This is a genomic window from Streptomyces sp. NPDC026062 (assembly GCF_055568375.1).
The window spans coordinates 64,428-86,537 of record NZ_JBVHOQ010000018.1 but is presented as its reverse complement, the minus strand read 5'-3'; the positions used below and the strand labels follow the sequence as shown (position 1 = coordinate 86,537).

Here is a 22,110-nt window from a genome sequence, read left to right as displayed (position 1 = left end):
GCCCACTGTGCTGTTTCTGCCATCGGAATTCCTCAGTGCCAGCCGCGGTGGAATTGCAGGGCATACATCAGGGCTACGGAACTGAGCGCTCCGGGAATCCTTCCCTGCTTGATGAGCGGGAGAATGTCCTGTGCCGGAATCCAGTGCAGCGAGGTCGCCTCGTAGGCGTCGACGGGCGGACCGGCGTAACTGCCGGCTCTGGCGATGACGTAGTGGAACCGCTGGTCGGTGGCTCCGTCGGAGGCGTTGCAGCTGTGGAGGGGCGTGGCGTCGGTGATGTGCCAGCCGGTCTCCTCCAGCACCTCTCTGGCGGCCGCGTCCTCGATGCTCTCCCCGACGTCGATGCCGCCGGCGGGGATCTCGAAGCCTTCGGTGTCCGTGATGAACCGGTGCCGGTGGAGCAGAAGGACACCCCGGACCGGATCGTGGACCACGACTCCGACCGCCGACGGCAGTCGCACCACGTGGTGGTCGTAGGGTTCCCGCCCGGGTGGCTCCACGGTGACCAGGTCCAGCCCCGCCCAGCGGCTGCTGTACAGCGTGCGGTGCCCTTGTACGGTCCATCGGTCGGCGGCCGGCGCAGCCGTCCGGGGCGGCGGTGTCCCGGCAGGGGTGGCCTCCTGCTCCGACCAGGACCAGAGCCCGCTCATACGGCCACCATCCCGGAGCGGTCCTCCCACATGGCGCGGGCGGTGTCCCGTACCGATGCGGCGGAGTCCCGGGCGGGCCGCCAGCCTTGCCGGAGCAGTGCTTCGGGGCGCACGCGCAGGGTCGGCACGTCTCCGCGCCAGCCGGTCGTCCCGCCGGCGGTGGTGACGACGGGCGTGCCGGCGGGAAACTCCTCGGCCACGATCGCGGCCACCTCGGCGGCGCTGATGGCGTCGGTGTTGCACACGTTGAGCACGGAGAAGGCCGCCCGGAGCCCTGCCGCGTGGATCAGTGCCGCCACGCAGTCCGCGACATGCAGGTAACTGCGGGTCTGCCGGCCGTCGCCGAGCAACCGGATACGTTCCGGATCGGCGGCCAGTCCCTGGACGATGTCGTGCACGATGCCACGCCGCATACCCGGGCCCACGATGTTCGACAGCCGGCAGGCGGCCGCGTGGAGCCCGCGTTCGTGGGCGTAGGCGCTCAGGAAGGCCTCGGCCGCGGTCTTGCCGGCGGCGAAGCGGGTGACCGGCAGCACGCGTCCGGTCGCCTCGGTGATGTCGCGCTGCGCCGGATCCGCCGCGTACACCAGTTGACTGGAGGCCAGCACGACGGTCGTCGCTCCGCCTTCCGGCAGCGCCTCCAGCAGTGCGACGGTGCCGGCGACCGTGTCGTGGAGGTCGCTGAGCCGCCCGGCCCGGTCGGAGCGGTTCTCCGTATTGGCGGAGAGGTGGAAGACCGTGCCGTGGCCCCGCACCACGTCGCTCAGGGCACTGCCGGTCTCGATCTCCAGCTGGTGGTAGGTGAAGTCCGCACCGGGCGTGAGCCGGTGGAGCCTGTCGGCCTGATTCCAGGACAGCCGGTCGACGGCGGTGACGGGCACTCCCCGGCCCCGCAGTTCCGACACGAGTGCGGAGCCGATGAACCCGGCGGCTCCGGTCACGAGAGCGGACCCGTGGACGCTCTTCATACGAGGGCCTCCTGGTTCTCGAACACCCGGATTCCTTCCGGGGTGCCGATGTCGTAGAAACGGGCGTCGACCGTCCTGGACGCCAACTCGCCGCGCTGGAGCAGGAGTCCGAACAGCTCAGTGAGATCGCACGGTGTCCCGTGCTGCGCGACGAGGCCCAGCGCCTCCTTGCGCAGCACGGCGACACCGGTGTCGGTGAGCCCGCCGTGGACGCCTTGCTTGTCGTAGGCCGTCACCCGGCCGTCGCGTACCGCGACGTTGGGGGTGGGTCCCGAGGCGGACGCGGTCACCAGCATCGTCGCGGACGCGTCGCCCGGAAGCAGCGCGGTGAGCCCGCACCAGTCGAGGTCGACATAGGTGTCCCCCATGGCGACGACGAACACCTCGTCCAGGTGTTCCGCGGCGTCCAGCAGCGCGCCCGCGGTACCGGCCGCGGACCCCTCACGGGACGTGGTGACACGCGGTTCCGTCTCCGTACGCGACCGCAGGTGCTCCTCGACCCGGTCGCCCAGATGCCCGAGGCAGAGGTGCAGGTGCTCGACGCCCCTGCCCGCCATGGAGCCGAGCAGTACGTCGAGGAAGGGGCGGCCGGACACCGGCTGCAATACCTTGGGGACCTTCTCCGCGAGCTTTCCCAGCCGGGTGGCCCGGCCGCCGGCGAGGAGCGCCACACGCGCCGCCGTCACCGGGTCACGGTCCTGGCCGCCACGCTCTCCAGCAGTTCGGTGACATCGTCGCGCAGCAGCATGCGCACACACCAGTGGAAGTGCCCGTCCTGGCCCTCCGGGTCATAGGCGTTGCTGGTGATGAGGGCGTACGCGGCGCGGTAGAGGAGCAGGATCTCCCGCGGGTATCCGAAGCGTTCGACGATCGCGTCGTCGACGACCGCCTCCGCCTGGTGGGCCTGCGGGCCGTACATGTCGGCGATGCCCGCCGTGACGGCCGCGTCGAAGGCGGGGTCGCCCGGGGCGGACAGGAAGCCGAAGTCCAGTACGGCGGTGGGGCGCAGCTGGTCGTCGACCAGAATGTTCCCGGTGGTCAGGTCTCCGTGCAGGATGCCCTCCCGGCCGTGCCCCCAGGCGCGGACGAGCCGCAGGACGTGATCGGCCCTTCGGCGGAGGTCCGGAACGTCGGCGCCGAGACGGCCGCCGAACCGGTGCAGACGCCGGTCGACCAGGGCGGAAAGCGATCCGGCCCAGTCGAGTCCGGCCCCCCGGAAGGGTGCGGCCTCGTCCAGGACCGGCAGTCGCGCGAGGCTCTCGGTGGCCTTGACCTCGGCCAGTTCCGCGAGTACGTCGACGAGCGGTGTGACGGCGTCCGGCCCCGGCACGCCGTCGGAGGCCGGGAGAGCCTCGCCGAGGGGGGTTCCGTGCAGTTCCTCCTCGACGGTGCAGCTTCCACGCACCGTGGTGTGGACCCGCAGGATCCGGGGAGTGCGGAAACTGAGGCCCTGGTCGGCGAGTCCGTCGTAGAACTCCTTCAGACGGACGAGCTCCGGCTCGGTCCGGCTCCCCCACACCTTCGCGACGAGACCGTCGCCCAGCCGGTAGACAGCGCCCTCCATGCCGGCGGCCAGTGGTTCGGCGTCGGGGTGGCCCAGCCGGCGGAATTCGGCGATCCAGTTCTCGTCATGGTGTTGCATGATCGTGCTCCAAGGGGTCGATGGTGTGCAGCAGGCCCGGTTCGTCGATGTCGCGCAGGCCCCGGCACACGGACACGTACAGGTCACGTACGGCGGCGGTCACCGGGCCCGTCGGGGCACCCAGGTCCATGCCGTCGATACTCCCGATCGGACGGACCTCGTCGAGCGTTCCACACAGGAAGGCCTCGTCCGCGGTGTACAGCTCCGTACGGGGGATGGAGCGTTCGACGACCGGCAGTCCGAGCCGGGAGCCGAGCAGTCCGATGACGATCCGGCGGGTGATGCTGTCGAGCACCCCGTCCGCCAGTGGAGGCGTGAACACCTTCCCGTCGCGTACGAGGAAGACAGCCGCACCGCCCGTTTCGGCCACCGTGTCACGGGAGTTGAGCAGGATCGCCTCGTCGGCACCCTGCGCCGCCGCTTCGATGCGGGGCAACCGGAAGGCCTGATAGGCGGCACCCACCTTGATCAGCGGTGAGATGGCGGTGTCCGGCGTGCGCCTCCAGCTGCTGACCACACAGGCCATCGGGCGGAGCGGCGTCGGGTCGGCGCGGTAGCCGGCGATGTAGCTCCCGAGCCGGACGTCCTGCGGGCGCCAGCCATATCGCCCCTCGTCGATGTAGACAGTGGGGCGGAGATAGAGGTCGTGGCCGGGACCCAGGGCCCGGACCAGCTCGTCCACCCCGCGGCGGAGCTGGCCGATGTGCTCGGCGGTCTCGGCGGCGGGCAGCCGGATGAGGCGTGCGGACTGGGCGAGGCGGTCCAGGTGCGCGTCCAGGTGGATGACGGCGTGCCTCTGTTCGGGCTGCCAGTACGCGCGCAGCCCTTCGAAGACGTTGGTGCCCCGGGTGGCCACTTCCGAGGTGACATGGACGGTCGCCTCGGCCCATGGCACGAGGTCTCCGTTCCACCACATGAGGGCCGGAGTCTGCTCATACACGCTGTGTCTCCAAAGGGCCGGCTGTCCGGGTCAGTGCCTTCAGCGCTGCCGCCGTGTCCTCGACCATGCGTCGGCGGGAGAAGGACTCTTCGATGTGCGTACGTGCTCTGCGGCCGAGACCCGCGCGCAGTTCCGGGTCTGCGGCCAGGCGGACCAGTGCCTCGGCGAGCGGAGCGACCGTACGAGGTGGCACCACCTCGGCCACACCGGGAGCGGTGAGCACTTCCCTGATCCCCGGAATGTCGGTGGTGACCGTCGCACAGCCGCTGCTCATCGCCTCCAGTACGGCGAGTCCCAGTCCTTCCGCGTGGCTCGGCTGAGCGACGATGTCGGCCGCGGCCAGCAGGCCCGGCATCGCGTCGAAGGTCACCGTCCGGTCGATCCGGGCCGCGCCGCGCAGACCGAGCCGGTCCAGCTCCGACTCGAGTGCGTGCGCGTACGCGTGCGATGCCGAGTTGACGCTGCCCACGATGATCAGCCGCGTGCCGGGGTTCTGTTCATGGAGCCGGGCGAAGGCCCGCACCGTCTCCAGATGGCCCTTGCGGGCCTTGAGCCGCCCTGCCGAGACCACCAGTACGGCGTCATCGGGGACTTCGTAGTGGCGGCGGACGGCGCGGCTGTCGAGTCCCGGACGGAAGAGATCGGTGTCCACCCCGTGATGGACGAGCCGGGTCCGGTCACCGGCCCCCCAGCGCCTGGCCCGCTCGGCGTAGAACTCCGAGCCGGCCAGCACCAGGTCGGGGGCGAGCACGTCGTACACCAGTCGCAGGCGGCCTCGGCCGAGCGGTTCGCCCTCGGGATCCTGCTCGTGGAAGGCAGCCGCCCAGGGAATGCCGGAGGCGAGGGCGACCGTCCGGCCCAGGACCGCGGTGTCGAGGCTGTTGGTGAGTACGACGTCCGGACGCGATTCCTCGACGCACGCCTGGAGTTCCGGGTGCAGACCGTGTGCCATCTGCTCCCAGAGGATCTTGCTGCCGTCCGTCGCCAGCAGTTCCCTGAACCGGTGCAGGCGCCGGACGGTGACGCCGGCCGGGTCGCCCGGGAAAGTGTCCTCGGGACCGGCACCCCGTGGCAGTTCGGTGACGACCGACGTGGGGTGGCCGGCGTCAGCCAGGCCGCGGGCGATCTCGTACGCGTAGGTCTCGGCACCGCCGACGACCGGATGGAAGCTGGACGTAAGAATCAGTGTGCGCACGCGAGTGCCTCTCCCACGTTCGTGATCCGACAGTCGTGAGGGCCGATCAGCCCCAGCCCCAGGTGTCGGAGTCATCGGCAAGCACGTGGGTCGAAGGCGTCCCGGCGGCCTCGGTGTCACCGTTCGCGAAGCAGGAGATCCCTACGACGGCGAGGGCCGCGGCGAGCAGCAGGCGGGCGGAGAGCCGGGTGGCTCGGGACATGACGCACCTCCAGGAGAAAAGGAAAGGGAATTGGTTCGCGGCTTTTGAATTCGACTCTCGGCCGACCCTGCCGCTGGAATCAACATTACTGGGCCGGATTCCGTGGTCCAATGAAATTCCGCACCACAATTGGCACGTACGGTCCAGGGTCACTTCGTGCCATGGAGCGGGGTGTCCGCTATTTGACCGCCACGACCACACATCGGTCGCTGTCCGGGCCCAACGGCTCACCGAACTCGTCGAATCCGTCCACCGCGCTGAACCCGGCCGCCAGGCACAGGGCACGCAACTCGGGGAATCCGTACCTGCGCAGAACCGCGACCCGCTCGATGCGCCGGCCATCGACGAGCAGCGTCTGCCGGCTGCTCTGGATGCCGGTCCGGGCGTCGTAACCATGGTGCTCGATCAGGAAGTCGTCGCCGGACGTGCGCACCGTGAGAGGGTCGAAGCGCCGGTTCATCCTGTCCCAGTGGCGGGTCTCGATGAGCAGCCGCCCGCCGGGAGCAAGACAGTTCAGCGCCTCGCCCAGGACCCGTCGGTTGTCCTCGTCGCCGAAGTACCCGAAGCTCGTGAACCAGAGCAGCGCACAGTCGAAGCCGGTGAATCCTTCGAGGTCGCGCATGTCCGCTCGCAGGAACGTGGGCGCCGTCCCTGCGTCCCGGGCCCGCACACGGGCCTCGGACAGCAGCTGCTCGCTGATGTCCACTCCCGTGACGTCGAGGCCGGCCGCGGCGAGGCTGTTGCTCATACGGCCGTAGCCACACGCCACGTCCAGGACCCGATGGCCCGGCCGGAGCCCGCCGAGCCGCCGCACGAGCAGCTGCTCCCGCTCCAGCCGGCCGGCGCCGAGTTCCGCCTGCCAGAACGTGAGGTAGTGCCGGTCGAAGAGCTCCGTGAGGGGTGTCGGCCCGGTCCCGTCACCGGTCACGGCCGGACCGGTCTGCTGCTCCACCTCAGAAACCTCCGTTCTTCCAGGGGCCCCGGATGGCGAGGGTGAGCCCCGCCCCCGTCTGGATGTTGACGAAGAGCGTCCGGCCGTCCGGACTGAACGTCGAACCGGCGAACTCGGCCCCCGGCGCGTCGGGTATGGGCTCCATCAGGGCGAAGTCGAACAGCGATCCGCCCCGGGTCAGGCCGCGCAGGTAGTTGTCCCCACCGCCGTCCTCACAGATCACCAGCGTCCCGCGCGGGCTCGTCGTGACGTTGTCCGGGAGATCCAGCGTCATCGAGTCCGGGGACTCGTACATGAGCCGCAGCAGCTCCTCCCGGGTGTCGTAGGCCCAGACCTGGCCCCGGCCGTCACCGAAACCCCAGGGCGGGGTGTCACCCGGCGGACAGGCCCCGCCCTGGGTCGACGTGAAGAAGACCGTGCCGTCGTGCTGAACGCAGCCTTCGAGGCGGGAGAAGAGCGCCGCCCCCTTCGCCCGGCCCTGGGCGCCCACGGCACAGACCGCCTCGTCATAGGCCGTGCCGGCGAACGACGGGTCGGGATCGTCGATGTCGACCCACTTCACCCGGTAGACCGCACCGGGCTTCTGGCCCAGCGACAGGTCCGCTCCGTCCGCTCCGCGCACGGCCAGCATCTGGAGCCGGCCGCCGTCCAGGAGCCGCCCGCAGGCGTTCGGATCCTCCGGCGGCAGGTAGCGGTAGAAGCCCGAGGCGAAGTCGTAGTTGTCCTCGGTGAGATAGATCGCGCCGGTGTACGGGTCGTAGGCCGCCGACTCGTGACAGAAGCGGCCCGCCGCACGGACCGGCTCGGCGGTGGCCGCCCGGTCGAGGGGGACTTCGAAGAGGTAGCCGTGCTTCCGGGTCAGCAGGGAGTTGTCCTGGCCGCTGTGGTCGTTGCCGACGTCGGGGCCGTTGACGGTCTCCTCGCAACTCAGCCAGGACCCCCACGGCATCACGCCGCCGGAACAGTTCAGCAACGTGCCGGCGAGGCTGGGCCCGCTGCGGAGGACCCGGCCGTCGGGGGTGACCACGAGGGTGCTGGTACCGCCCTGGCCGGCCGGGTCGTACACCGGGGTCGTCGCGGTCCCGAAGGCCGTTCCCGCACCGCCGATCTCGTGGTTGCGGACCAGCACGGTGGTGTCCCGGGGGCCGCGGAAGGCGCCCATGCCGTCGTGGTGGCCAGGGGTGATGGAGCCTTCGGTGTAGGTCTCGCCCGCCGGGTTGAACGACCGGTAGCTGAAACCCTCGGGAAGATGAAGACGGACCTTTCCGTCCCGCAGGTCCCCGACCGGGGACAGCGGTCCGTAGCCGGCCGAGGGCCGGGGCCCGCCCGCCTCGGCCGCCGCGGCGACGCCCTCGAAGGGGCCCTTGAGCACCACATGCGCGGCGGCCGCCGCCGCGATCACCCCGCCGGTGACGAACTGACGTCGGTCCATGGTCATGCCTCCTGTGTTGTACGCGTGTAGAGCCCGGGTGCACCGATGTGTGTGGGCCGGCCGGCCGTGGATCCCAGCAGCCACTCGTTGGGCCGGCGCCCGTCGACCTCCATCACCGGTCGCGGGTGGTCCAGGTGGAGCAGAACCTGCGATCGGTGATCGATCTCGGTGTGCGCCGCGAGGCGCTCGTAGAACTCGTTGTCCTCGTCGCCCCAGCCCTCGTACCGCTCGTCGAATCCGTGGATCTCGTGGAACAGCCCGCTGCGCACGAACACACAGCCACCGCGATTGGTCACCAGCCGGTATCCGTGCAGTACGTCCGGATCCACCGACCCGCCCGGCCGTGACAGCCGTTGCCGCAACGCCGTGGCCGTGGACTCCTCGTCGAGGTAGTACAGGCTCACGTGCGGGAGGAGCGCGCGCGTTCCCCGCGCCTCCAGCATGGCGACCGACCGGGCGAGGAAGCCCGGGTCGAGCAGGATGTCGGCGTCCAGGAAACACAGGAACCGCTCCCGGCCACCCGTGGCGACCGCACCGACGTTGTGTGCCCAGCTCCGGTTGTAGGGACCGTCGTTCGCGGCATGCACATAGCGGTCGGCCAGGGTGCTCATCAGCTCGGCGTGGCGGGGCGTGGCATCCTGCTCCACCACCACGATGCGGTAGCGGTCGCGGTCCAGCGTCTGGTCGTGCAGGGCCAGGCACGCCGCGACCGCGTTGCGGTAGCGGTCGGCCGAGGACGTGTCCCGGAAGTCCAGGACGACCGTGAGTTCCCAGGTCCCCTCGGTTCCGAGCAGAGGGAACCGGCCGTCCGCCGCCCACCGGGTCACATCCGGGCACCGCTCGGCGGCCCCGGCCCGGTGCCGGACACCGGTGTCCAGGACGATCCGGCTCCGTGACCGGAACTCCTCGAGCGCCGAGGCCAGTTTGTCCGGAATCCCGCCGGCCGCCGCCAGGCCGTCCTCGATCAGCTGCCGGACGGAGTGCTGCGCCGCCCGGTCGAGCGGAGCGCGTCCGAGCCGGCCCATGGCCCGGGCCCGCTCGGGCGAGGGCGCCATTTCGTCGAGCCGGGTGAGTACCCGGCGGCAGAGCCGCTCGGTCCGCCGCCACATGGGGGCGCTCACCCGGGCGTTCGGGTCCTGGAGCGTGACCAGCGCCCGTACCGCGGTTTCGGCCGCTTCGGCGGCGCGTTCCCCAGCGGCTCCGGCGGGACGGATTCTCGCTTCCGTCATTTCCTGCCTTCCCATTCCAGAAGAGTCAACAATTTCCGACGCATGTGACCGTGAATAGACTTCCAATCAGAACCAACGCCTGCACGAGACCTCGCGGCCGAATCCCACGGAATATGATTCAGCACCCGCCACGTATCCGCTACGCCCACGCCTGGCAGCGTGGATCCGCGCACTTTCCTGCCAATCGCGTGTTCCTTGACAGCGGATGTACGGGCCTGCATGCTCGGTTCACCGCGCGGTCCCCGAACGCCCATCTCCGGCGGGGAACCGTATGTCCTGCCTGACGGCCGAATCCCCCTTCTTCCAGCCGTCGGAGGGACTCCATGCTGTCCACCTCCCCGCCCCCCGGGCGGGTTTCAGCCCGCCCCGGCCGGCGGACGCGGTCCCCGGCTCCGGGCGCCGTGATGCTCGGCCCCGCGTTCGTCGCCGCGAGCGCCTACGTGGACCCGGGCAACTTCGCCACCAACATGGCCGCGGGATCCACCTACGGATACCGGCTGCTCTGGGTCATCGTCGCCGCCAACGCCATGGCCATGCTGGTCCAGGCAGCCGCGGCGAAACTGGGCCTGGCCACCGGCCGCGACCTGTCCCAGCTCTGCCGCGAACACCTGCCGCGTCCGGTCCGGCTGATGCTGTGGCTTCAGGCCGAGGCGGTGGTCATCGCCACCGACCTCGCCGAAGTCATCGGCGGAGCCGTGGCCCTGAACCTCCTGTTCGGCGTACCGCTGCCGGCGGGCGGAGTCATCACCGGTCTGGTCGCCTTCGGCGTCCTCGCCCTGGAGACCAGGGGGCTGCGGCGCTTCGAGACCGCGGTGGCCGGCCTGTTGTGCGTGGTCATCGCCGGTTTTCTCTACAACCTGCTGATCTCGGGCGTGGACCCCGGTGGCCTCGCCTCCGGCATGAGACCGGGCTTCGCCGGGCCCGACAGCCTGGTGCTGGCCACCGGCATCGTCGGCGCCACGGTGATGCCGCACGTCATCTACCTGCACTCCTCGTTGACCGCCGACCACACCAGGCGGCACGCCGCCGACGGCGGGCCCCCCACACCCCGACGGCTGCTGCTGCGCGGACTGCGCGTGGACGTGGTGGTCGCGCTGGGCGTCGCCGCCCTGGTCAACGTCTCCATGCTGGTGGTCGCCGCCCAGTTCGGCGGTGGACCACAGGACGAACTGGCCGCCATACACGCGACATTGGCACGCCAGGCGGATGAGTTCACCGCCCTGGCGTTCGCGCTCGCGCTGCTTGCCTCCGGCTTCGCCGCATCCTCGGTCGGCACGTACGCCGGGCAGACGGTCATGTCGGGATTCCTGCGCCGGGCCGTCCCCGTGGCCGTTCGGCGCGCCCTGACCCTGCTCCCCGCCCTCGCGCTGCTCGCCACCGGAGTGAGCCCCACGACCGCCCTCATCGGGTCACAGGTCGTCCTCTCCTTCGGTGTCCCGTTCGCTCTCGTGCCCCTGCTGTGGTTCACCGCGCGGCGGGATCTGATGGCCGAACTGGTCAACCGCCGGGTGACAACGGCCGCGCTGGCAGTCATCACCCTGCTGATCGTCTCCCTCAACGCCCTTCTGCTGTGGGGCCTGTTCACTTCATGACGCGAAGGTTGGTTCCTGAAATGCCTGTCGCCGCAGACCCGCCCGGACATCCGGCCGATTCCGGAGCTCCCGCACCCGGCAGCTCGCCGAAGGAGCGGGCGGACTCCCTCCTGGCCCGGCTGACCCTCGACGAGAAGATCGCCCTGCTCCACAACCACCAACGGGCCGTACCCCGGCTCGGCATCCCGTCCTTCCACACCGGCTGCGAAGTCCTGCACGGCGTGGTCGCGGCCGTGCCCTGCACGGTCTTCCCGCAAGCGGTCGGGCTCGGCGCCACCTGGAACCCCGAACTCGTCGAACGGGTCGGCGAGACGATAGCCGCCGAGGTGGAGTCCCTGCTCCAGCGCGACGCGGACGATCCGCTCGTCAGCCGCAACGTCTGGTCGCCCGTGGTCAACCTGCTGCGCGATCCGCGCTGGGGCCGCAACGAGGAGGGCTACAGCGAGGACCCGTTCCTGACCGTGGGCCTGGCGGTCGCCTTCTGTTCGGGACTGCGGGGCGGCAGGCCGGGTGATCCGCCCGCCCGCTGGCGCATCGCCCCCACGCTCAAGCACTTCCTGGCCTACAACCATGAGTTCGACAAGTTCGCCTCGTCGGTCGGAGTGCGCCCTCGTGTCCTGCGCGAGTACGACCTGCGCCCCTTCACGGAGCCGGTCGGGGCAGGAGTGGCCGCGGCCGTGATGCCCTCGTATCACGTCGTCAACGGCCGCCCCAACCATCTCAGCGAGTACCTGGCCGCACTGCGCGAGGAGGACCCCGACGTAGTAGTGATATCCGACGGGTTCGCCCCCTCGGACCTGATCGAGAAAAGCCGCTACTACGAGGACCGGGAACACGCCTACTCCGCGGCCATGCGTGCCGGGCTGGACAGTTTCACCGATCACCGGGACGACCCCTCCCTCACCCTCCGGGCCCTTCACCGGGCGGTGGAAATGGGCCTCCTGGCCGAGCGGGACATCGACGCCGCCGCGGGCCGGCTGCTCCTCATGCGGGCCCGGCTCGGAGACTTCGGTCCGCCCCGTCCCCCGGTGACGGACACCGTCGGAGCTCCGGCTCACCGGGAACTCGCCCGTGAGGCGGCCCGCCAGTCGGTCGTACTGCTGAAGAACGAAGGCGGTCTGCTGCCACTGAGCGCCACCCGGGACCGAACCGTCGCCGTCATCGGCCCGATGGCCGACCGGGTCTGCCGGGACTGGTACTCGGGGCCTCCCCCGTACCGCGTCACGCCTCTGGAGGGCATCCGCGAACAGGCTGCCGGACCGGTCGTCCTCGTTCCCGGGCTCGACCGGATCGCACTGCGCGTACGGGACGACGGCCGCTATCTGACCGTTGCCGGCACCGGCCTGCGCGCGGCCGGTGACGAACTCCGCGACGAGGCGGTCTTCGAGGTCTTCGACTGGGGCGAGGGCGGCATCTCCCTGCGGTCACTGGCAACCGGCCTGTTCCTGTCCCGGGGCAAGGGCGCATCGCTCCTGTGCGACCAGGAGGAACCGTACGGCTGGGAGATCAAGCAGACCTTCCGGCTGGAGCCGGACGGGGACTCCTGGCTCCTGCGCAACCAGTCCAGCGGACACTTCCTGGCCGTGGACGGCACCGGCGTCGGCCTGACGGCCGAGGACGCCGGGGCCGCGACCCACCTGGAGGTGGATGTCGTCTCGCGAGGCGCGGATACGGCGGCGGAGGCGGCACGCGCCGCGGACTCCGTGGTCGTTCTCGTGGGCACACATCCGCAGATCAACGGCAGCGAAGGGCGCGACCGGAAGGAGATCGGTCTCCCCGCCGCCCAGGAGCGGCTGGCGGAGGCCGTCGTCGCGGCCAACCCGCGCACCGCCGTCGTCCTGGTCAGCGGGCACCCGCTGGCCGTACCCCGGCTGGCGGAGCGGGCCCGGACCATGCTCTGGTCGTCCCACGGTGGCCAGGAGTTCGGCCGCGGTCTGGCCGACATCCTCTTCGGCCTGCACAGCCCGGCGGGCCGTCTGCCGCAGACCTGGCCCCGGTCGCCCGACGACCTCGCGGACATCCGCGACTACGACATCATCAAGAACCGCCAGACCTATCTCTACTCCGACCGTGAACCGCTGTACCCGTTCGGCCACGGCCTCGGCTACGCCGACGTCCGATACGGTCCGCCCGTTCTCGACAGCACCGCCGCCGCGCCGGGCGACACCGTCGTCGCCACCGTCGAGGTCACGAACACGAGCGCACGCGGCAGCGACGAGGTGGCGCAGCTCTACGTCCGGTCGCTGGATCACACCCTTGCCCGCCCGCTGCGGCAGCTGCACGGCTTTCGCCGGGTTCACGTCCCGGCAGGCAGCACACGGCGGCTCACCTTCCCGCTGGCCGTCCAGGATCTCGCGTTCTGGGACGTCGGCCGCCGGATGTTCGCCGTCGCCCCCGGACGCTACGAGATCATGGCCGGTCCCAGCTCGGCCCCGTCCGCCCACACCGCCCTCCTCACCGTCACGGCACCGGCTCTGCCGCCGCGCGATCTGTCCTCGGCGATGGTCCGTGCGGTGGACTTCGACGACTACGACGCCGTCCGGATCACCGACGAGGCCCGCCTGTCCGGCGAAGCGGTCACCGGCGAACGCTCCGGTGCCTGGCTGCTCTACCGCGATGCGCTGGTGGGCCCGGGGACCGACACCGTCGTGCTCCGGCTCGGGGCAACGGGCCCGGACCCCGGGCGCGTGGAGATACGGCTCGACGATCCCGCGGAGGGACGTCTCCTCGGGTCGGCGGAGGTACCCACGTCGGCCACCGGCCGCTACGACTGGCGGACGGTCACCGCGCCGCTGGAGACCGTGGCCGGCCGCCATGACGTCTACCTGGTCCTCACCGGGCGGTCCCGCATCGCCTCGTTCGCCCTCACCGGTTCCGCCACCGCCGCCCCCCGGGCGCAGTCGTGATGGGCCGCGCCCTCTCCGCGCTTCTTGAAGGCCTGCGCCGGCGCACGAGGATCCTCGGCGGACTCCGCTTCGCCGGTCCGGCGTGTCTGACCGGGCTGACAGCCGTGCTGCTCGTCCAGGCGCTCCAGCCGGCCGCGGCCGCGGCCGCCACCGGCGCGCTCATCACCGCGGTGGACGGCGCGGATCCGGCCTCGGAGGGGTCCTGGGTGCTGCCGGTCGCCGGGCTCGGCGCGGTACTGATCGCCGGGCAGGCAGCCGACCTCTTCGGATCGGTACTGCGCTTCCTGGCCGCCCGCCGGATCGACGGCGCCCAGCGGACCGAGGTGAGCCGGCTGTCCTGCGGGGCACCGGACATCCTTCTCCTGGAGGACCCGGCGGTACGCGATGACCAGCGGCTCGCCTCCGCGCGCCCGAGCACCAACTGGACGGAGAGCACCCCCGGTCAGGCCTCGGTGGCCCAGCTGCGCCTGCTCTTCCGCGTCCTCCAGGCGGCCGCCTGCTCCGTGGTCCTTCTCCAGTACTCCTGGTGGCTGGTGATGACGATGCTCGTGGTGGTCCTGGGCACCCGCGGCGTACTGAGCGGCAATACCCTCGCCGTTGCCGGCGTCGCCGCCGCAGGAGTGCCCGCCGCCCGACGCGAACAGTACTGGCGGGACCAGGTCATCACTCCCGGCGGAGCCAAGGAGATCCGGATCTTCGGCCTGCGGGACTGGGTCACCGGTCAGTGGCGGTCGAGCTTCCTGGAACGCGTGGGCCCCATCTGGCATATGGGAAACCGGCTCGGCCGCCGCCAGTGGGCGGCCTTCGCGGCCCTGACGGCCTCGGCTCTGGCGGGCTTCCTCGTCCTGGGGCTCGGCGCCATGGACGGGGCGGTGTCCACCGGCGGGCTGGGCGCCATGCTCGCCGCCGTCATCAGCCTGCTGGCCCTCGCGGCCTCGGACGGCGACACCGTGGCGGCGGCCGGAGGCATCCACCCCGTCGCGGCACTCGACCGGCTGCGCATACGGCTGAAGCGCGGCGCCGGGGACCGGCCGCCACACGCCACGGCGCCGGAACGGACCGGCCGTCCCCCCCTGCTGAAGCTCGAAGGAGTCGGATTCGGGTATCCCGGCGCCGACCACCCCGTGCTGGAGGACTGTGATCTGGAGATCCGGCCCGGCGAGGTACTGGCCCTGGTCGGCTGCAACGGAGCCGGGAAGACCACCCTGACCAAGCTGCTCACCGGCCTCTACCGGCCCGGCTCGGGCAGGATCACCGCCGACGGAACGGACATCTCGACGATGGACCCGGCATCCTGGCGCCGGCGGCTGGCGGTGGTCTTCCAGGACTTCGTGCACTACCAGCTCAGCGCCGCGGACAACATCACCATGGGCGCGCCGACGGCCGCGCATGACGAGAAGGCGCTCATGAGCGCGGCGCGGGAGGCCGACAGCGAGAAGCTGATCCAGCAGCTGCCCGACGGCCGGCACACCCCGCTGTCCGCCGCCTTCAGCGGCGGCGTGGACCTGTCCGGCGGCCAGTGGCAGCACATCGCCCTCACCCGGGCCATCTTCGCGGTACGGGCCGGCGCCCAGGTGCTGGTCCTCGATGAACCCACCGCGCATCTGGACGTCCGGACCGAGCTGGAGGTGTTCCGCAAGGTCATACGCGGCATGCGCGACGTTTCCGTGGTGCTGATCTCGCACCGGCTCTCCACTGTCCAGCAGGCCGACCGGATCGCCTGCCTCTCCGAGGGGCGGGTCGTCGAGACGGGCACCCATGAGGAGCTCACCGCGGCGGGCGGCGTCTACGCGGATCTCTTCGCCGACCAGGCCGCCGACCGTGCGGCCCTGGACACCAAGCCTGTCGCCGGCGGAGGAACACCGTGATCGCACGACTTCCCTTCTGGACCGCGATGCTCAAGCGGTGCTGGCGTTCGGCACCGGGCACGAGCGCGCTCCTGACCACCCTGATCATCGCCGAGAGCGCGGCTGTCACGCTGCTCGCCCTGAGTGTGCGAGCGCTGGTGGACAGCGCCGAGGGGCACAGCGTCGCGCACCTCCTCACGGCCGCGACCGGAGCGGCGGTCTGTCTGCTGCTCGTCAACATCGGCCTCAACACCCGGCAGTCGTTCCGAGGCAACCTCAGCGAACGGGTCGGGCTGACGGTCGATCAGGAGATCATCGCGACCGTGAGCGGCCTGCCCCGGCTAGATCACCTGGAGCGGCCCGCGTACCTGGACCGGGTCTCACTGGCACTGGGCAGCGGCCCCTCCCTGGTGGCGGCGGCCTGGGTGCCGCTGGAGTCGCTGGGCAGCCTGGTCGGACTCGGGACGAGCATTGTCCTGCTGGCCCAGATCCATCCGGCACTGCTCGTCCTCATCCTCTTCGCACCGGTGCCGCTCCTGCTCAACAGGCGTGCGCAGGGCGGCGTGAGGGCCTCGATCCTGGCATCCGCGGAATCCGCCAGGCGTGAGGACCACCTCTTCGACCTGCTCACCTCACCGGCGTCCGCGAAGGAGGTCATGGTGTACGGGTCGGGGCGGCGGCTCATGGAACTGCGGCAGGAGCAATGGCGGAAGGTGACCGCCATCCAGCAACGGGCCCGGCTGCACTCGGCGTTCCTGATGATCACGGGCTGGCTTCTGTTCACCGCCGCCTATGTCGCGGGCCTCGCCTACACCGCGTACCTCACCAGCCAGGGACTGCGTTCCACCGGGGACATGCTGCTCGCGATCACACTCGCCGGACAGCTGCGGCGGCAGGTGGAACAGACGGTCGAGAGCATCGGCAACGTACTCAACGGCGCCGAAGCCCTCGATCCGTACCTCTGGCTGCTCGACCACCATCAAAAGCACGGACCTGCCGCGCGAGCGGAGTCGGAACCGGTGAGCCGGCCGCCGGCCGTACTCCGCCACGGCATCACCCTCGACACCGTCACGTTCCGGTATCCGGAGGCCGCCCGCAATGCCGTCGACTCGGTCTCGGTGCACCTGCCCGCAGGCAGCACCGTGGCGATCGTGGGCGAATACGGCTCGGGCAAGACCTCCCTCGTCAAGCTGTTGTGCGGCTTCTACGACACCCAGCACGGCCGTATCACCGTGGACGGCACGGACCTCGTGGACCTGGATCCGGACGAGTGGAAGGACCGGCTGGCCGTCGTGTTCCAGGACTTCGGGCGCTACCGCACGACCGTGCGCGAGGCCGTCGGCATAGGTGACCTCGACCGGTCCGGCGATCACCACGCCATCCGGAGCGCGGTCCGCGACGGGGACGCGCAGGACCTCGTGGACCGGCTTCCGGATGGCCTGGAGACCCGGCTGGGACGTGAGTTCGGAGGTATCGACCTCTCGGAGGGCCAGTGGCAGCGAGTGGCCCTGTCACGGTCCGCCATGCGGACCGAGCCGCTCCTGCTGATCCTGGACGAACCGACCGCCGCTCTGGACGCCCCCAGCGAATACGCGGTGTTCCGTCGCCACCGGGCCATCGCACGGAGGCTGGCCGAAGCCGGCGGGACCATCACGCTGGTCGTCTCCCATCGGCTGTCCACCGTCCGGGACGCCGATCTCATCCTCGTCATGGAGGAGGGACGGCTCGTGGAAGCCGGCGACCACCCGGCTCTGCTCCGGCGCGGCGGCCGGTACGCGGAACTCCTCGCCATCCATGACGAACTGCACACAGCCCGCACCTGACCGACCCGAGAGGAACCCTCATGGCCGAACCCCGTGGCTATCTCATCATCGGAGCCGCCCGAACGGGCTCGAACCTCCTCTGCGAGGTGCTCACCGACACCAAGGAGGCGGGAAATCCTGACGAATGGTACGGCCCCTCCCGACTGCACCAAAGGCTCTCCGACTGGGGGCTGGCGCACCCGGAGTCGAACCGGGCCACCGCGCGCGCGACATCCTGGAGGGCATACCGTGAACGCCTTTTCGAGGAGTCGAGCACCGAAGGCCACTTCGGCATGAAGCTCTTCCACTACCAGGCCGAACCCCTCATCCGGAGCGGCCAGGTGGCCGACCCCCTCGACCTCGTACCGGAGCGGTGCCAGGACGGTCTCAAGGTGATCCTCATGCGACGTGAGGACATCGCGGCTCAGGCCGTCTCCGTAGCCATCGCACACCGTACCGGTGTCTACGTCGCCGGCAATGATCCCGTAACCGCCTCGGTCCGGTTCTGGGAGAGGGCCGGCGACCCCGACGACCGCCCCGGCCCGTCGCGGGAACCCGACTACGCACCGGAATCGATCGACCGGATCGTGACCGGGATCCGGGACGAGTACCGCAGCTGGGACGCATGGATATCCCGGTGGGGAATTGATCCGCTCACCATCAGCTACGAGGAGCTGACCGAGCGGCGCGACGAGACGCTGGCGTCCGTCGCCGACTTCCTCGGCCTCACCCGGCGTTCGGGATTTCCCGCCCCTCGGATGAAGAAGCAGGGGAACCAGCTCAACGCATCCGTCATCGCGCGCTACACGTCATGGCTGGCCGATTCAACGCGATCCGCCGCTGCCGCGCGCTGAACGCCGCCGACCCTCGCCGCCCCTTCGTTCCCCGCCTTCCTGCCCGACCTTCGTTCCCGCCCCTTCGCTCCCGCCTTGCGCTCTCCTCTTGCGCTCTCCTCTTCCGTTCTCCTTTTCCGTTCTTCTCCTCCGCGACTTCAAGGAGCCCTTGCCATGCCCTACCGCCAGCCACTCGCACCCTGGATCACCCATGTCGCCGACCCGCTGGACCTGCCGCTGCTCGCCCCCGGCGAGGAGGGGCCGAGCCGGGTGATCGCCGCCGAGCTGATCGGCCACGACGCCGGCGGGCTGGACCTGAAGGCGGTGATGTCGACCGGGGGCGACCTCCACCTTCAGGTGCGCTCGGCGGGGGAAGGCGTCATCAGGGTCCGCCTCGCCCCGACCGCACGGACCGAGACCCGGTCCGCCGCCGCCATCCGCCTGGTGAATCCGGGACGGTTCGACGGTGCCGAGGTCGAGCTGCGTGAGAGCGGCGCCGTGGTGCGGTCCGGTTCGGCCCGCGCGGAAATCGACTTCGACCCGTGGCGGATACGGTTCTACGACGACACCGGCCGACTGCTGACGGAACAGAACACTGACGAGTCCGACATCAGTTTCAAACTACGGGTCCTGCCCTTCGGCCGCTCCCTCGGGAACGACGGCCGGCCCCTCGCCTACCACGAGACCTTCACCGCCCGGCCGGACGAGCACTTCGTGGGTCTGGGAGAGAAGTTCACCGGCCTGGACAAGCGCGGTCAGCGCATCGTCAGCTGGAACTACGACGCCTTCAGCTCCGAGTCCGAGCGCTCGTACAAGAACATCCCGTTCTATCTGTCCAGCCGCGGCTACGGCGTCCTCGTCGACAGCGGCACGGCGACCGAGTTCGACATGTGCCACTCCACTCACTCCTGCGTACAGATCGCCGTCCCGGACGACCTGCTCGACTACTACCTGATCGCCGGACCCGCGCCCGCCGAGGTGCTCGACCGGTACCACCGCCTCACCGGGCGCCCGGTCACCCCGCCCAAGTGGGCCCTGGGCGCCTGGATCTCCACCGGCTACCTGAAGATCAACCAGGACGAGACGGTGGCCCAGGCCCGCCGGATCCGCGAGCACGGCGTGCCCTGCGACGTACTGCATCTGGATGCCTACTGGCAGAAGTCGGACCGCTGGTCCGACATGCGCTGGGACGAGGAGCGGTTCCCCGACCCGGAGAGCATGCTCAAGAGCCTGCACGATCTCGGCTTCCGCGTCTGCGTGTGGATGAACCCCTACGTCAGCGTCAACAGCCCCGTATTCGAGGAGGGTTCGGCCAAGGGCTATTTCATGAAGCACGCGGACGGTTCCGTCTACGTGGCTGATGCCTGGCACGGCGCCCGGCCCGAATGCGGCATCACCGATTTCACGAACCCCGATGCCGTCGCGTGGTTCCAGGGACTCCTGCGGCCGCTTCTCGACCAAGGCGTGGACGTCTTCAAGACGGACTTCGGCGAGGGCGTCCCCACCGACGCCGTGGCGGCCAACGGAATGACCGGTGAGTCGCTCCACAACGTCTACTCCCTCCTGTTCAACGATGCCGTGGCCGACATCACCGAGCAGGTCGCGGGCCACCGCGTCGTATGGGCCAGGTCCTCCTTCACCGGTGGGCAGCGGCACTGCGGACAGTGGGCCGGTGACAACAACACGACCTACACCGCGATGGCCTCCACCTTGCGCGGTGGGCTCTCCTACGCGTTCAGCGGAGTCCCGTACTGGAGCCACGACGTCGGGGGGTTCACCGGCGTCCCGGCACCTGATGTCATGGCGCGTTCGGCCCAGTTCGGGGCGTTCTCCCCGATGATGCGGTTCCACGGCACGAGCACCCGCTTCCCGTGGGACTTCGAAGAGCCGGTGGACCGCGCCATCGTCGACGCGGTCCGGCTCCGCTACCGGCTGATGCCCTACCTGTACTCGGCCGCGGTGGAGTCCGGACACACGGGCCTGCCCATCATGCGCCCGCTCGCCGTGCACGCGCCTGCCGAGCCCGGCGCCTGGACGGCGGAACTGGAGTACCTCTTCGGCCCGGACCTCCTCGTCGCGCCCATGACCAACCCCGAAGGGGAACGGCACCTCTACCTCCCGGCGGGGGAGTGGGTCGACTTCTGGACCGGAGAGGTGCACGCCGGTGGTCGCCACATCCGGACCGGCAAGCCCCTGGAGCAGGTCCCGCTGTACGTCCGCAAGGGCGCGCTCATCGCCGAGGGAGCGCCCGAACCCGTGCTGGACGCCACCGCCCCCACCGCCGTCACGATCGTCTGCTGGGGCGACGGGGACGGCGAGACCGTCGTCCACGGCGAGTCCGGATCCGCACGTGTCCGGGTGATTCGCACCGGCGCGCGTGCCGACATCCTGTCCGACAGCACCCTCTCCGTGCGGAGTGCCGCCTTCCCCTCCGTGGCCGGCACGACGCAACCCACGAGCGTCCACATCGACGGGCGACCCGCCGCACTCGGTGCCGACGACCGCTGGCACACCGCCGAACCCGCGTGATCGCGGTCCGCGCGGCTGCCGGGGTCCGGTGACCGCGCGGATTTCCACCGGTCGAGGTCCGGTGCCGGGACAGGTGCCGGGCCGGCACGGGGGCCGGCCTCGCGGAGCGCCGGCGGGCCGCCCGTCCGGCTCAGGTCGCTGCGTGCGCCTGCCGGGACCTGAGCGGGGCGAGGAGTCCGTCGTCGCCGGCCGGACGTGACGGGCCGGGGACGAGGATGGAACGCTGGACCCTGACGAGCGCGGCCGACGGCTCGATACCGAGTTCACGCACCAAGGTCGTCCGCAGCCGCTGATACGCGCCGAGCGCCTCGCCCCGTCGCCCGGAGCGGTGCAGGGCGAGCATGAACTGTCCGCACAGGCTCTCGTGGGTGGGGTAGCGGCTGACGAGCGCGGTCAGCTCGGCGAGCAGTTCACGATGCCGGCCGAGCCGCAGCGTGACGTCGATGCGCTGCTCCAGCACACAGAGCCGGCTCTCCTCCAGCCGCGCGGCCTGGGGCGCCAGATGAGGTCCGGTGCGGACACCGGCAAGGGCCCTGCCGGTCCACAGGGCGAGCGCCTCGTTCAGCCGCTTGACGGCCCTCGGATAGTCCCCGGCGTCCACGGCCCGGTACCCGGCGTCCGCGAGCCGCTCGAACTCCCGGACGTCGCTGCGTCCTTCACCCGTCCTGAGCAGATAGCCGCCGGGCGCGGTCACCAGAACGTCCTTGGCGGAACGCGGAACGGCGTCGTGGGCCTGCCGCAGCGCCGCACCGATCAGCTCTCGCAGTTGCAGGACGTAGTTCTGCAGGATGGAACGGGCCTTGCGCGGCGGGGTGGCGCCCCAGAGTTCCTCGATCACCGTGTCGGCCGGGACGACCTGGTCGGCGTCGAGGGCCAGCAGGGCGAGCACCTGACGCGGCTTGGGGGCGGTCGGCGTGACCGAGACGCCTTGCTCGCGCACCGCCAGTGCACCGAGTAGATCGAAGTCCACGCTGCTTCCCATCTCTTCGGGTAGTCCGTCCAGCACACGGCCGAGGGCGACGCGTACTTGTGATCTGGCGGCACCGCCGGATTCCGCTCAGCCCCACGGGTTGTGCTGAAGGTCGCCTCCCGTCTCTCCGCCGGCCGCCAGTGGCCGCTGCGCCGGAACGCCGGCCGTCGCTCGCGGTGAGGCCGCGACCGTCGAGGCGGTGGCGAGAAGAATCGCGCAGGCGACGAGAAGCGAACGGCTCTTGATCTTGTTCATTCTTCGCACTCCCTGAGTCCGGCCTTACGGCGGCTGTTTGAGGACGCCTAGACCTTGGCAGGAGCTGCTATCGGGTCTCGATCGACGGAAGTGGCGGAAACAATAGGGAGTCGATAGCGGCTCGACCGACCGAGAGAAATGCACATCATGGCAAGAATCGCTGTGT

Annotated in this window: 18 protein-coding genes; 6 read left to right on the top strand and 12 right to left on the bottom strand. The window is 70.4% G+C overall.

Annotated features, from left to right (window positions below):
* Window positions 1-32: 32 nt before the first annotated feature.
* From ACZ4LX_RS18415 to ACZ4LX_RS18370, 10 genes are all read right to left on the bottom strand, one after another.
* Complete coding sequence (locus tag ACZ4LX_RS18415) at window positions 33-650, bottom strand: NUDIX hydrolase (RefSeq protein ID WP_467645410.1); 618 nt, start codon at window positions 648-650, stop codon at window positions 33-35.
* Window positions 647-1,618: an NAD-dependent epimerase/dehydratase family protein gene (locus ACZ4LX_RS18410; protein ID WP_467645413.1), complete on the bottom strand. Its 972-nt coding sequence runs from the start codon at window positions 1,616-1,618 to the stop codon at window positions 647-649. Before ACZ4LX_RS18410 ends, ACZ4LX_RS18415 begins: the two co-directional genes overlap by 4 nt.
* Complete coding sequence (locus ACZ4LX_RS18405) at window positions 1,615-2,304, bottom strand: sugar phosphate nucleotidyltransferase (protein WP_467645416.1); 690 nt, start codon at window positions 2,302-2,304, stop codon at window positions 1,615-1,617. The genes ACZ4LX_RS18410 and ACZ4LX_RS18405 overlap by 4 nt, the downstream gene beginning before the upstream one ends.
* Window positions 2,301-3,260: a phosphotransferase family protein gene (locus ACZ4LX_RS18400; RefSeq protein ID WP_467645418.1), complete on the bottom strand. Its 960-nt coding sequence runs from the start codon at window positions 3,258-3,260 to the stop codon at window positions 2,301-2,303. Before ACZ4LX_RS18400 ends, ACZ4LX_RS18405 begins: the two co-directional genes overlap by 4 nt.
* The gene (locus ACZ4LX_RS18395; RefSeq protein WP_467645421.1) at window positions 3,247-4,200 is read right to left on the bottom strand and encodes an aminotransferase class IV; all 954 of its coding nucleotides are present in this window, start codon (window positions 4,198-4,200) and stop codon (window positions 3,247-3,249) included. The genes ACZ4LX_RS18400 and ACZ4LX_RS18395 overlap by 14 nt, the downstream gene beginning before the upstream one ends.
* A complete protein-coding gene (locus ACZ4LX_RS18390) occupies window positions 4,193-5,395 on the bottom strand; it encodes a glycosyltransferase family 4 protein (RefSeq protein WP_467645424.1) in 1,203 nt (400 codons plus the stop codon). The genes ACZ4LX_RS18395 and ACZ4LX_RS18390 overlap by 8 nt, the downstream gene beginning before the upstream one ends.
* 46 nt (window positions 5,396-5,441) lie before the next feature.
* Window positions 5,442-5,597 carry a hypothetical protein gene (locus tag ACZ4LX_RS18385; RefSeq protein WP_467645427.1) on the bottom strand — a complete coding sequence of 52 codons (156 nt, stop codon included), beginning with the start codon at window positions 5,595-5,597 and terminating at the stop codon, window positions 5,442-5,444.
* Window positions 5,598-5,775: 178 nt separating this feature from the next.
* Window positions 5,776-6,549 (bottom strand): SAM-dependent methyltransferase, encoded by a 774-nt coding sequence (locus ACZ4LX_RS18380; protein ID WP_467645430.1) that lies wholly within the window; start codon window positions 6,547-6,549, stop codon window positions 5,776-5,778.
* 1 nt (window position 6,550) lies between these two features.
* Entirely contained in the window at window positions 6,551-7,981 is a 1,431-nt protein-coding gene (locus ACZ4LX_RS18375; RefSeq protein WP_467645434.1) for an alkaline phosphatase PhoX, read from the bottom strand.
* A gap of 2 nt (window positions 7,982-7,983) precedes the next feature.
* On the bottom strand, window positions 7,984-9,210 hold the full coding sequence (locus ACZ4LX_RS18370) for a glycosyltransferase family 2 protein (protein ID WP_467645437.1): 1,227 nt from the start codon (window positions 9,208-9,210) through the stop codon (window positions 7,984-7,986).
* A 404-nt stretch (window positions 9,211-9,614) separates the two neighbouring features.
* On the opposite strand from ACZ4LX_RS18370, the gene ACZ4LX_RS18365 reads away from it, so the two are divergent.
* From ACZ4LX_RS18365 to ACZ4LX_RS18340, 6 genes are all read left to right on the top strand, one after another.
* Window positions 9,615-10,802 (top strand): Nramp family divalent metal transporter, encoded by a 1,188-nt coding sequence (locus ACZ4LX_RS18365; RefSeq protein ID WP_467645439.1) that lies wholly within the window; start codon window positions 9,615-9,617, stop codon window positions 10,800-10,802.
* Between the two features lie 20 nt (window positions 10,803-10,822).
* Window positions 10,823-13,708, top strand: coding sequence for a glycoside hydrolase family 3 C-terminal domain-containing protein (locus ACZ4LX_RS18360; RefSeq protein ID WP_467645442.1), 2,886 nt, complete (start codon window positions 10,823-10,825; stop codon window positions 13,706-13,708).
* Complete coding sequence (locus tag ACZ4LX_RS18355) at window positions 13,708-15,576, top strand: ATP-binding cassette domain-containing protein (RefSeq protein ID WP_467645673.1); 1,869 nt, start codon at window positions 13,708-13,710, stop codon at window positions 15,574-15,576. Before ACZ4LX_RS18360 ends, ACZ4LX_RS18355 begins: the two co-directional genes overlap by 1 nt.
* Window positions 15,573-17,378 (top strand): ABC transporter ATP-binding protein, encoded by a 1,806-nt coding sequence (locus tag ACZ4LX_RS18350; protein WP_467645445.1) that lies wholly within the window; start codon window positions 15,573-15,575, stop codon window positions 17,376-17,378. Before ACZ4LX_RS18355 ends, ACZ4LX_RS18350 begins: the two co-directional genes overlap by 4 nt.
* A 20-nt stretch (window positions 17,379-17,398) precedes the next feature.
* Window positions 17,399-18,211: a Stf0 family sulfotransferase gene (locus tag ACZ4LX_RS18345; protein WP_467645448.1), complete on the top strand. Its 813-nt coding sequence runs from the start codon at window positions 17,399-17,401 to the stop codon at window positions 18,209-18,211.
* A gap of 153 nt (window positions 18,212-18,364) precedes the next feature.
* Window positions 18,365-20,719: a TIM-barrel domain-containing protein gene (locus ACZ4LX_RS18340; RefSeq protein ID WP_467645451.1), complete on the top strand. Its 2,355-nt coding sequence runs from the start codon at window positions 18,365-18,367 to the stop codon at window positions 20,717-20,719.
* Between the two features lie 130 nt (window positions 20,720-20,849).
* Here ACZ4LX_RS18340 and ACZ4LX_RS18335 read toward each other — a convergent pair whose 3' ends face one another.
* Window positions 20,850-21,689: an AfsR/SARP family transcriptional regulator gene (locus tag ACZ4LX_RS18335; RefSeq protein ID WP_467645454.1), complete on the bottom strand. Its 840-nt coding sequence runs from the start codon at window positions 21,687-21,689 to the stop codon at window positions 20,850-20,852.
* An 87-nt stretch (window positions 21,690-21,776) separates the two neighbouring features.
* Complete coding sequence (locus ACZ4LX_RS18330) at window positions 21,777-21,944, bottom strand: hypothetical protein (protein ID WP_467645456.1); 168 nt, start codon at window positions 21,942-21,944, stop codon at window positions 21,777-21,779.
* Window positions 21,945-22,110 lie beyond the last annotated feature (166 nt).